Here is a 12,273-nt window from a genome sequence, read left to right on the forward strand (position 1 = left end):
CTACAGCGGAATACAGTTAAAGGCCTAAATACTTCCAAATATCTATTTTTTCAGAAAAGAGTACCAAATAACAATATCCTAAAACCTAATCATTTTCTTATGAAATCATTTTTAAAAGCCCTTATGGCGCTGCTCGTAGTAACCTCGTTTTATGCCTGCAAGAAGGACATCGAGACTACAGACCCCTTACAGAACGACGCGATCAGTTCAATCAAAAAGGGCGACTCCACCATCCACAAACTGGTTGTCGACGGAAGGACCAACCACGTGGTTGAAGTCAACGGAACCTATTATTATGCTGATGATATTATCCTGAGCAAAGAACAATTCAATACCCTGAAAAAACTGACAAGCAGCCTTTCTACCCAGGAAAGGGCAACCATTGCACAGGACTTTTCTGCAACATGGCCAGGTGCTACAGTTTATTATCAATATCCTGATATTACCACCATGACAGCGGCCCAGCACAKTTCGTTTGTTGCCACTATAAACAGCGCGTTTAATAACCTGACCAACGCTACCGGCATCCGCTTCGTAGAGCGGACCACTCAGCCCGAGTATATAACGTTTGTAAAATCAGGTGGCAATAATTCACCGCTTGGCTGGAGAAAAAATGGAGTAAACACGGTTAATCTTTATAACTACAACATGGTTGGGATAGTAATGCACGAAGTGATGCACTCTCTTGGCGTTATGCATGAGCAGTGCAGGCCCGACAGAGATCAGTATGTGATCGTAGATGTATCAAGGGTTACAGCTGGATATGAACATAACTATAACATATTTCCAACTTATGCCGGCCATGGCCCTTTCGACTTCCAGTCTGTTATGCTTTACGACTCCTGGGGTTTTGCCAAAGACCGTAACCTACCACCTATGACCAAGTTAGATGGTTCTACATTTAACAGTCAAAGGGCAGCTCTATCTGAGGGAGACATTGCTGGCCTAAAAAGCTTATACTTTCCGGCCGATGTTAACGGTATTTACAGGATTACCCCGGTTTATGTCAGTACGAAATCCCTTGACATTTATGGAGGCAACCCGGCTGACGGAACAAGGCTGATCATATGGCCTTCGCATTCAAATAATAACCAAAAATTTGTATTCAGGAAGGATGTGCACGGTTATTATCAGATCAAATCGCTCTTGGATACCAACAAGGTACTGACTGTACGTGATGCCGCTACAGCCAGTGGGACAATCGTCGAATTCAGGACAAGTGCAAATGCTGAAAACCAAAAATTCAAGCTCTATAACAGGGGTAATGAAGGGTTCAGCTTTGCACCAAAACATGCCCCTGGATTGAGGATGGAGGTAAGCGGTGGCGGTACAGCCAACTCGACTAACATCGTTGTAGGTACTTCCAGTACGACCAGTCAGGCACAAAGGTTTAACCTGACCCGATTTTAAGCTATATTAGCCTATCCCCCATATAGTTGGGTACTTGCTATATGGGGGATTTTATCTAAAAATCCGATTTTGAAAAACATATTCCTAACGATAATTTTCTGCTCCATCGCTATTGCGGCTTTCTCCCAGAACCAAAAGTTCAATGTTTCTATAGGCACCGGCCTGTTTAACGAAGATTTTAACTGGTCTATTGCCGGGAATCTTGACGGGAAAGCGCCAAACATCCTTTCTGAACTGGTATGGGGAAATTTAAAAGGGCCGCAGTATAGCATTAGTGCGGATTATGCCTTAACACCCAGAATCGCTGTCAATGCTGACTTTTTATATGGAAAAATTAACGGCGGGGCCGCCAACGATGCCGATTATCTGGAAGATAACAGAAAGGAATCTGTATTTGATGAAACCTTTATCAGCAACAAGGGAAATGTTCAGCACCTTAGTCTGAACCTGGTTTTGAAAAAAGAGTTAAGTGATCAATTGCTGTTAAATGTCTTGATCGGTTACGATAACCTGGTACAGGAACTTTACCTGCTGGAAGACCCAAACAATCCGGTAACTGAAGGCTTAAACTCTTATTACAAGAACCATTGGAATGGACTGCAGTTGGGCTTAAACTTAAAGTACCAGATAAGAAAATTTTCCATATCGGGAAAAATCAGGAGCGGATATTATAAATATTATGCCAGCGCAAACTGGAACCTGATCCCTGACTTTAAAAAGCCCATAAGCTTTGAACAAAAGGCATTGGCCTATAAGTATGAGGGCAGCTTACGCCTGGCTTATTCAATAACCAGGTATCTGGAAGTTAACGGTACTTTGAATATGACTTACGGGGCCAGTTTTGCTGGAAAAGATTATGCTTATTTTACCGATGATACCTTTTAACAATGATATTACTGCTCATCATAAGTGTGATATCTATTATTCCTTTTTTTAACAAGGTTGTTCCGAGCGGTTTAAAGCATTTGTTATAACAACATCCCCGGGTTGGTCTTGTATAGTACAACCATTTATTAATCGCTTCTTATTTTGATAACTTCATATTTCATGAGCCCATCATGCCTAATGGTTGATGCCACTAAGGTTACAAATAATTTCAAAATAGAGAGAGGTGATCCGGTAAAGAAATTTAATTTATGGCAAAATATTGTATATCCTTAAAATTTTAAATGAGCTGTCTTTACCAAAAACAAAATTATCTTCTTGGTAAAGGATTTTCGGAACTCCGCCTGATTGTCGGATTTCATCTCGTATAATCATTCCATAGGTACCATTTAAAGGTTTTTACGGCTGAAAGATAACTCCTCTGTCCCCAAAAGACAACACATTTATCCTGCTAAAAAGTGGGGCAGACAATATTGGAGCAATTGGTCAGGTTTTGAAGACCGTTCTTTTAACTTAATATTTTTCCCGTGCTATTTTTACTATATTTTTTTGAATTCCTTGCAATTATTTTCTCATAATCATCAACGAAAGTATTCGATATTCATACTATCAAAATTATTAACACCCTGTCACCGAAATAGTGGCAGGATGCTCTTATCTTATGTTTCGATTTAGTTAAAAGTCCCGGGCTAATGCAAAATTATGTTTTCAAAATGGCTATAATGCCGTTTATTTTTGCTCCGCTATTGTTGACTTATTAAGTTTAATAACCCTTATTTCTTTATTGGTGTTATCTGCCAAAAAAATGCGATCATCGAGTTGTGCGATACTGACAATATTTCCAAACGGATTTGCACCCATAATATCAGATACATTTATTCTTGGACCGTAGACTTTATTGATAAATTCTTCCTTTGGATAAATACGGAGTGAATTTAAATTTCCGGTATTTTCCGAAGTGATCGCCCATTCGGCACCAAATGTAACAGCAATTGGTTTTGCCGCCGTAAAAGGAATTGTAGCGGGGCTTATCGGTGTCGTGAGTGATTTTGCTGCATTCGTCCGAATATCCGAAAGGCTGTAATATAAATAGCCCTTTGCATCTCTTCCTGCCACAATTAGATTTCCCGAGGCTACTTCCATAGAATAGATTTCATCGAATCCGTTTAACGTGTTTAATTTAGCAATAGGCAGCAAATTCCAATTGCTCGTTTCGGTAATTTGGGATATTTCAAAAACCTTAACAGTCTTTTCCTTTTCTTTGACAAATAGAAGTCCGTCTTTTGCCGCAAGACCAAAGACGTGCACAAAAGTTTGCCACCATTGTCCATTTCCAATCGTATTTATACCGAGGTTTGTGTTTTCATCGATTACAAAAACTCTCGATTCAACGCTTCCCAGGTATATACGGCCATTGTCTATGCACACGGATGAAAGCGCGGTTAACGGAATTGTGGTCGATCCCTTGGTATAATTCTTAATGGTCTTTATGTAGGCCAGGGTTTTTGCATTAAAAATTTCGAGTACATTCCCATTACAGATGTAGAGTTTATCATTTGCTACAGCTATTCCTTTGGGGTCCAAAGCTCCTGTTCCATCCCCGATTTGCTTTGCAGTGATTCTGGCTTCATCGGTAGGATAGTAATAATTATAATTTGTTGGGGCAATAGTCAGGCTCTTTTTGCAGCTTGTTAGGATGCAAAACAGTAGGATAAAAAAAACGATCTTATGCATCTTGATATATTTTATTAATTCCATTTTCCTTCTCCTTTATATTTTAATAAGAAAGGGTTTTTCGGGTTAATCTTAAAAACCGGTTTTTGATAGGTTTCTGCAAGATATTGTGTTTTTGTCCATCCTCTTAGGATCTCAGGATCGGTGAACGGAAGGTCATTTAGGTATATTAAGTATTTATAAAAATCGGTTAACATTCCTTGTTGTCCACCACCTTCTCCACTATTGCATAAATTACTGTCATGACTAAAGCCTGAGTGATGAGAATACTCGTGTGACCAAACCGACATTTCGCCTTTCCAGTGCCCTGTTACGTAATCAGATTCCCATTGAGAAGCTAACTCACCTCCTCCTAAAGCAGAGCCACCAGTTACCCTTGCCATATAAAGTGTTCGGCTATCAAGATAGTCGAGGTATTTTTTCTCAATTTCGGCCTTTGAAAAGTAATCATAAACCCCATTTTCATCCTTGGCATTCCCATGCCAATTGATCGCTCCGGGAACAGCAGTTCCGGCTAAAGCCGCCTGCTCTTGTTTGTATCTATCGAAATTAACAAAGGTGTCATAATAAATTGGATGGCTTAATGCATAAGAATAGTTTATGATCATTGTAATAGCCTCTTTTGCCAAAACAGGATTCATTGGTAAAAACTTGTTAGGTTCATTCAAATGATATCCATCATGAAACTGAACCAATTCGGAGGACTTGATTTTTTTGAATTTAGCAAACAATGGATCACTTGATTCAACTGAAAACTCAATTGCCCCAGTAGAGAAACCATCAATTTTATCGATCGTAACAGGATTTCCCGTTTCCAATAGATAATCGTTTTTCCCTGCTACCATAGGGATTTGGTGAAACGAACGGTGAAATGCAGGAATTTTTGTAAAATGATAGATTAAGAACCGCTTATCATAGTTGCCTAATTTAGCATATATCTTCACATCGTTAAGTCCTACGGGAGAATAAAGAGATATTTGAACAGAATCTTTACCCTTTTGGATTACCTGTACCAATTGGTTTAGCCGAAACCAACGGTCCTTTTTATCATACATTCTTGAAGGGCTTTCGGCATCTTCAAACATGGTCATCGGCTTGTTGCTCTTTGGTAAATCCGTAGCATCAAGGCTTGGTAAATAGCGGGGGCTGTAAGGGATATGTGCTTCCTTTTTACAACCCAGAAGCATGAGAAGGGTCAAAATTATTAAATTGGCAAAAAACCATTTGGGAAGATTCGTTTTCATAGTGAGGGTGTTGGTGATTTTATTTTTATCAGTATTCTAATACATATTTTTTAAAAAATTACTTCTAGTGATTATATATTTTATTCATCAATGAACCCTCCACATCTTTTTTAGGTCTTATACCTAAGCCTGGTGGAAAGCCAGATTAGCAGTTGTTCTTCAACAATCAGCAAACAAGAGGAACAACTCCTTATCGTCAATAAAAAGGTATTTTGACTATAGGGTGTCCACCCGATCGTCATTGTTAACAACAACAAGCTTTTTGAACTATTGGAAAGCAGGTTAGAACAGTAAGGGTGAATTCGTAATTATTCATTCTTATCCTTGTTCTCAAGCAAAGGATTGTTAAACAACCCTAATCCACATTCATCAGCTAACCAAAAATATAGCTACCGATTAATTCTATAGTTTAAAATAACATCATAGTATTATTTTAAACGTCACATATGAAAGGTCTTCGTATAGAGAAATCAATATTGATTTACACTATTTGACCAAGAAAAAACACCCGGTTTCTACCGGGTCAAAAAAATGAGTTAACAGATCGCTTCTTACCTTACTAAAAGAAAGTGGCATTTAACGCCCCCTGAATATTTTTACTTAGTATCCTTATACAGTTCAAAAACCAGGTCACCCACATATTAAGGTTACCTTTATTGTTTAGGGTAATCTATTGGCCTGTTAGCTCTGTAATAGGCTCACCAATGCAGCCACTTGGCATCTGAATATGAAGCATTGCTGCCACGGTAGCTGCTATATCAGTTATGTAATGGGTTTTATTGGTTTTTCCCTGTTTTACGTTCCATCCCATAAACATACATGGAATATGGGAGTCATAAGGATACCAGGCGCCGTGGGTCGTTCCTGTCTTACCGCCTTCAAAATAATTGGATTTCAATATATAATAGATATCACCACTTCTATGGGCATTGTACCCATTGGTGAGTGCTCTTTTTATCGGCTCGGGTAAGGTAGAACCGGCCAATTTACTAAGATCCAGGGCATCCATAACCTCCTCATGTTCTTTTAACCTTTCGACCGTCAAAGCTTTTATAGCTTCCAAACTAGCATTGGCCTCTTTAATTGCCCCATGATCGAAATAGATCTGACTATTTGTATAAGTGACAATCGCATTTTTAACCTGGAATTTCTGTTCAATTTCAGTATTCAGACCGGCCATAACAGGAACCTCATTGAACAATCCTCCGGGAAGTTTATTCTCCGTCATAAAGGCTGGAACGTGAGCGGCCCCGTGATCAGCAGATAAAAACACAAGATAATTTCCCTTTCCGATCTTAGCATCCAGATAGTTGAAAAACTGGGCCAACTCTTGGTCCAATCTAAGGTAAGTATCCTCAGCTTCTATTGAATTTGGCCCATATTGATGTCCAACATAGTCTGTTGAAGAGCAACTTACAGCAAGAAAATCCGTTTGACCTCTCTGTCCGAGATGTTCTGAATTTATAGCTATTTTAGCCAGTTCCAGCGTCATTGCATTCCCATATGGAGAACTTTTTATCCTGTCATAATCCTTTCCGATATACAATTTGAAAGGGTGGGGAAAAGTAACGGTTTGCTCTTCTTTTGATTTTCCTTCATATGTTTTGTTGTCAGCGGTACTCTGGTCATATGTTTCAATTGGATATAATGTATTCCAGTTTTTCTCAAAGTATTTATCTGCCATCTTCAATTTATTGTAATCCATTAACAATAAATTGAAGCCTTACTTTTAAAGTTTGTTGCCAGGCGAAGTTCATCGGTGACTGTTGTGACCAGTAAGTTTTTAGGGGACATTAAACCGGCTCCGGTACCACTGCCTACTGTTTTAACCGTAGTATCGCCGACACAATAAACTCCACGTTTTGATTCCCGGTCATACCATTCATTCCCAATGATACCATTAATGGCCGGAACCGAACCAGTGTAGATACTGGAGTGTCCACAGGCAGTATAGGTTGGCGTGTAAGGGATAAAGGTGTTTTCTGCAGAGAAGCCTTCATTTAGCATTCGCTTAAATCCGCCATCTGAATACCGGTTATAGTACCGGTAAAGATAATCCCACCTCATTTGGTCTACCACCAATCCAACTACCAATTTTGGTCTGTTTAGTATAGTGGAAGAAGCCTTTTTTACTATTGTCTTTTTTTGAGCGATAGACCCTGTATTGAATAGCGCTATGATAGCAAATAAAAGAATAATTCTTTTCGTCATTATTTATCTAATTTAAGGCAAGACCACAGAAGTATCCTAGGTAATACTATACAAACTGTCAGTTTTGTTGTTTTTTTAGTTAATTCTTTTGTTAGCTGAAATGGGTAGCCATTAAAGTTTACATGTGTTGGTAAAACGCTGGCTGTAAATTGGTTTGCCAGGGCGAGCAGAAAAGCAAACAAAGCGCGCTGATCTTACAGTCTAATCTGATCTAGGTGGCCCAGGCCTTGTCCCCTTTTTTGTAAGGAAGGCAACCTATATATTTCCCAGGTATCGGGATATAGCGTCGGGCCATTGTACAACCAACTTCTGAGGTAAAATACCCAAGTAACGTTAACTCTTTCATCATCTTGAAATAATGAGTCGGGGGTTGTATATCTTTATTCTTAGCTGTTTTATTTTGTTCCTGAATAATGGTTTTTAAGAATTCTGTTTTCTTACGAGCATCTAAATCTATGAAATTCACTCCATATTGTTCTTTACACTGCTCTTTCAATGTTGTCATTCCATCTACAAATATTTTCTGTTCTTCAGGATTATAACAATCGTTGACCATTACAGTCATGAATTTCCCTACTTGGGCAGCTTTAGCACCAGGGGTATTCGTTTCTGGAATAATAGTTTCTGCTACCTCATTAAGAAAAATTATATCTGCTGCGGTAAACAAATAGCTATTTTTTTTTGGATCTGATTTACATCCTGACAAAAAAAACTCTGCTCCGATAATGGTTCCGCCCAATATCAATGAAATTTTACCTATAGCTTCCCTTCTATCCATATTTTTGAATTGTTTCGTTATAAGTTACCATTTTTTATTTCTTGAACAGCATGATTAGCAGCTCTTGCTGCAAAAGCCATATACAGTATTGACGGACTTTGATTACCAGTACTTGTCATACAGGCTCCGTCAGTCACATACACATTCTTACACAAATGCAATTGGTTCCATTTATTCAACAATGAGGTTTCTGGATCATGACCCATACGGCAGCCGCCCATTTCATGAATATCCAAACCTGGAGCACGGTGACTATCGTTTTTTTGAATATCTTTTACCCCCACAGCACTTAACATTTCAGCGGATTGTTCTAAAAAATCAGCTACCATTTTTTCGTCATTATCGTCATAGCTTACAGACATAATAAGTTGAGGAATCCCCCATGCGTCTTTTTTGTCTTTGCTTAACCTTACATGATTGCTCTCTTTTGGAATCGTCTCACCCTGCATATACATTCCTGCAACCCATGAACCAGGTTCTGTTAATGTATTTTTTAAATCAGCTCCAATCACTCCATCAACATCTCCTGGCGTTGGTCTGGTTGAAAAAACAAAAGTCAAAAAGCCGCCTAAATAATCCGTATCCTGCTTATGCAAATTTCTATAATTAGCAATTATTGGATTAGTAGGATTACGACCATAATAATACTTATCTTCATATCCTTCTACCCTTCCAAAAACACTTGCCCGATAATTGTGAAAAGCAATATATTTACCTAACAACCCATTGTCATTACCTAGTCCATTTGGAAAACGGGATGATGTGGAGTTTAATAAGATAAGATTTGTGTTTAAGCAGGCTGCATTTAGGAATATAACTTTGGCATAAAACACCGTTTCTTGTTTTGTGTTGGCATCAATGACCTTCACTCCCACGGCTTTCCCTTTTTCTTCATCATAAATGATTGAATGAACCACTGAAAAAGGTCTGATGGTTAAATTCCCCGTTTTTTTTGCCCAAGGTAGGGTTGAAGAAACAGAACTGAAGTATCCGCCAAAAGGGCAGCCACGGTAACACAGATCTCTCGCCTGACATTGTCCTCGTCCTTGCTCCAAATGAATCGGTTCAGGTTTGGTCAAATGTGCCCAACGTGCATGTACCATGTGTCGGTCTTTGTAACGAGCGTTTATTTTCTTTTGAATATCGGATTCTACACAACTCATTTCAAACGGTGGCAGATAATCGCCATCAGGCATTGCTTCTAATCCATCCTTATTACCACAAATACCTGCGAATTTTTCTACATGGGAATACCATGGAGCAATATCATCATACCTGATTGGCCAGTCAACTGCGTATCCATAACGCTGAGGTGCTGAAAATTCAAAATCGCTCCAACGCTGACAGGCTCGCCCCCAGATAATAGATTTGCCACCAACCTGATACCCGCGTATCCAATCAAAGGGTTTTTCCTGTATGTAGGGATGCTCTTTATCTTTGACAAAAAAATGCTCGGTTGCCTCTCCATAAGCATAACACTTACTAACGATAGGATTCTCATCTAATGCCTTAAGTGGCATCTGTTGCCGGTGCGGAAACTCCCAGGGATCTTTTGTTGCAGTAGGGTAATCTTTAATATGTTCAATATTGCGACCTCTTTCTAAAACAAGCGTTTTCATGCCATTATCGCATAATTCCTTGGTAGCCCATCCGCCACTGATGCCTGACCCAATCACAATCGCATCATATGTATTATTTTCCATTTTTTTTCCGATAAAAAATTAACATTTCAAACATTTTAATTTTCGATGAGTCTTTCGTCAATCAGATAAGCTTCTATCTCGGAAATTCTGGTGCTGTTTTTTTGTTCAGTGATTGAAACTTCGATTTTATAAGCTTCGGCCGATGGAAAGCTGATTACCCTTTTACGACCAATTGTGGTACCGTTTATTTCTTTGATCAATCCACCTTGTTTATCCTTCAACTTAATTTGGAATTTTGCACACTGCTGGCCTTTTGATAAATCTTCCCTGAGCACGACGCAATTTATTTTTCGCTGCTTATCCAATTCAATGACCATTGTTTGCGAATGAGGCAAAGTGGTCGCACTGAAACTATCCGGTATCCCGTCATTTAATGTTTTGGTTATTTTTTTGCTGTTGTTCGATACGACATATCCCGTTCCTTTTTTTGCTAGATTATTTCTAAAGTTCTCCTCCAACAATTTCTTAAAACCAACTAATGCCACCGAATCATGCTCATTGAAAAGCCCTCTGCGGTCAGGTGGAATATTTAACAACAGGTCCGCTCCGCGGCCTACGCTTTTCAGATACAAATTAAAAAGTGTAGCAGGTGATTTTACCAAGGTATCTTCGCTACGGTGGTAGAACCAGCCTGGTCGGATGCTCACATCACATTCAGCGGTCATCCAGACTTTTCCATTTGCATTACCACTTTTCAGCGTGTCTGTCGGCGGAGCTCCTGCATCTCTTGCAAATCCCGCAGTATCTAATGTGTTCCAATTTGTTTCTCCACCTATTCCGTTTTCATTACCGACCCAACGGATATCCGGACCGATATCACTAAAAATCACGGTATTGGGAGAGATGCTTCTTACTAATTTTTCGAACCGCTGAAAATCATATACCTGTTTTTTACCATTAGGGCCTTCTCCGTTTGCACCGTCCCACCACAGTTCCCAAATGGGGCCATAGTTTGCAAAGATCTCCTTCGTCATGTTCACATACACATCATTGTACTTATCTGTACCATAATCGGGATGGTTTCTATCCCATGGAGAAAGATATACGCCGAATTTTAAACCATATTTTTTACAAGCGGTAGACAGCTCCTTCAATACGTCTCCTTTTCCATCTTTCCATTTGCTTTCCCTTACCGTGTGTGTACTGTATTTACTTGGCCACAGGCAAAATCCATCGTGATGTTTGGCCGTGATGATAATTCCCTTCGCTCCGCCTGCTTTGGCAACCCGGCACCATTGATCGCAGTCTAAGTTGGTCGGGTTAAATATATCTTCTTTCTCATCTCCAAGGCCCCATTCCAAACCGGTAAAGGTATTGGGACCAAAATGGGCAAAGAGGTAATATTCCATATCATGCCAATCTTTCTGCGCTTTTGACGCAACCGGCTGTTTATGCTGCAATGTTTGCGATTCCGCAAGCGAAAACGTAAAAACTAAAAGTATTGTGATGATTATTTTCATTGAAATTACTTTAACAAAAAATATGAAATCCCCCAGTGGGCTTAATTTGATTAGGCTACCTGGTAGCCGTTTTAGTACCAAAGAATAATTTTTTTCAACCATTTTTATATATAACTAAGTTAAAACCAAGTGTTGGCGGCACTCACCTGAATCCACTTCGTGCCGTCGTACTCGAAGTCGAATGTAGTCTTCTTTAAAGCCTTATTATTTGTATTCGAAATCCTATCCATATAGTATCCCGTCCATGAGGCTGCGGCTGGAAGGCTGTGCCCACCCGTAGCATCCTGGACAAAAATAATTCTGGATCGGGCGCCCTTATACCCACCCGGCATAGACGCCACCGAACTGATATTTCCGGTCATTGTCACCACCTTCGTTCGTCCTTTGTGTAGATTGGACGGCATATAGGAAGCCGCAAAAGAATCCGTGAACTGTGCATCGTCATCCGCATAAATCCACTTTGTATTCCAGCCTTTATCGGAAACCATCAATGTATAATTGTCGCTGTTGGTGAACGCTACGTTATCAATCAGGGTTCGGCCTACATTTGCACCGATGTCGACCATTTGCTCAGTGCCGGCATAGCCGGACATGGAGCCGCCAAAGAACTTGATGGCTGTTGTAGGATATCTACCTCCTCCTGGTGATGGTGATCTTAACTTAACCGTCGTGCGCAAGCCCTCTGCCTTCAGACCGAAGAATTCGTTGTCATGGGCGCCTGTAGAATCTACCTCAATTCCAGTACCGGTCCCGATACCTCCAACCGTCGAGCCGTCAATCATCACATTGTAGAACTTGTTGTTTTGTGCGTAGTTTGAAAGAAACAGGCCGCATCCTGAGTCGCCAGC

The 12,273-nt window shown here is 39.8% G+C and carries 10 protein-coding genes; 2 read left to right on the forward strand and 8 right to left on the reverse strand.

Going from position 1 to position 12,273, the window contains the following annotated elements:
* A partial coding sequence (locus tag AC1DND_RS18200) for a M12 family metallopeptidase (RefSeq protein WP_477583757.1) occupies positions 1-1,410 on the forward strand: 1,410 nt, incomplete at its 5' end.
* Positions 1,411-1,479: 69 nt separating this feature from the next.
* The gene (locus tag AC1DND_RS18205; RefSeq protein ID WP_477583758.1) at positions 1,480-2,295 is read left to right on the forward strand and encodes an outer membrane beta-barrel protein; all 816 of its coding nucleotides are present in this window, start codon (positions 1,480-1,482) and stop codon (positions 2,293-2,295) included.
* Between the two features lie 729 nt (positions 2,296-3,024).
* On the opposite strand, the gene AC1DND_RS18210 is transcribed toward AC1DND_RS18205, so the two are convergent.
* The 8 genes from AC1DND_RS18210 to AC1DND_RS18245 form a co-directional block, all read right to left on the reverse strand.
* Positions 3,025-4,029, reverse strand: a complete 1,005-nt coding sequence (locus AC1DND_RS18210; RefSeq protein ID WP_477583760.1) for an NHL repeat-containing protein — start codon at positions 4,027-4,029, stop codon at positions 3,025-3,027.
* A 14-nt stretch (positions 4,030-4,043) separates the two neighbouring features.
* Positions 4,044-5,273, reverse strand: a complete 1,230-nt coding sequence (locus AC1DND_RS18215; RefSeq protein WP_477583762.1) for a hypothetical protein — start codon at positions 5,271-5,273, stop codon at positions 4,044-4,046.
* A 670-nt stretch (positions 5,274-5,943) separates the two neighbouring features.
* On the reverse strand, positions 5,944-6,978 hold the full coding sequence (locus AC1DND_RS18220) for an alkaline phosphatase family protein (protein ID WP_477583763.1): 1,035 nt from the start codon (positions 6,976-6,978) through the stop codon (positions 5,944-5,946).
* Positions 6,978-7,484 (reverse strand): alkaline phosphatase family protein, encoded by a 507-nt coding sequence (locus AC1DND_RS18225; RefSeq protein ID WP_477583765.1) that lies wholly within the window; start codon positions 7,482-7,484, stop codon positions 6,978-6,980. Before AC1DND_RS18225 ends, AC1DND_RS18220 begins: the two co-directional genes overlap by 1 nt.
* Positions 7,485-7,695: 211 nt before the next feature.
* Positions 7,696-8,262 (reverse strand): gluconate 2-dehydrogenase subunit 3 family protein, encoded by a 567-nt coding sequence (locus AC1DND_RS18230; protein ID WP_477583766.1) that lies wholly within the window; start codon positions 8,260-8,262, stop codon positions 7,696-7,698.
* 17 nt (positions 8,263-8,279) lie between these two features.
* A complete protein-coding gene (locus tag AC1DND_RS18235; RefSeq protein WP_477583768.1) occupies positions 8,280-9,965 on the reverse strand; it encodes a GMC oxidoreductase in 1,686 nt (561 codons plus the stop codon).
* A 35-nt stretch (positions 9,966-10,000) separates the two neighbouring features.
* Complete coding sequence (locus AC1DND_RS18240; protein WP_477583770.1) at positions 10,001-11,425, reverse strand: alpha-L-fucosidase; 1,425 nt, start codon at positions 11,423-11,425, stop codon at positions 10,001-10,003.
* A 119-nt stretch (positions 11,426-11,544) separates the two neighbouring features.
* On the reverse strand, positions 11,545-12,273 hold a 729-nt coding region (locus AC1DND_RS18245; protein WP_477583772.1), incomplete at its 5' end, for a hypothetical protein.

It is taken from the genome of Pedobacter sp. 01N416 (assembly GCF_056399685.1).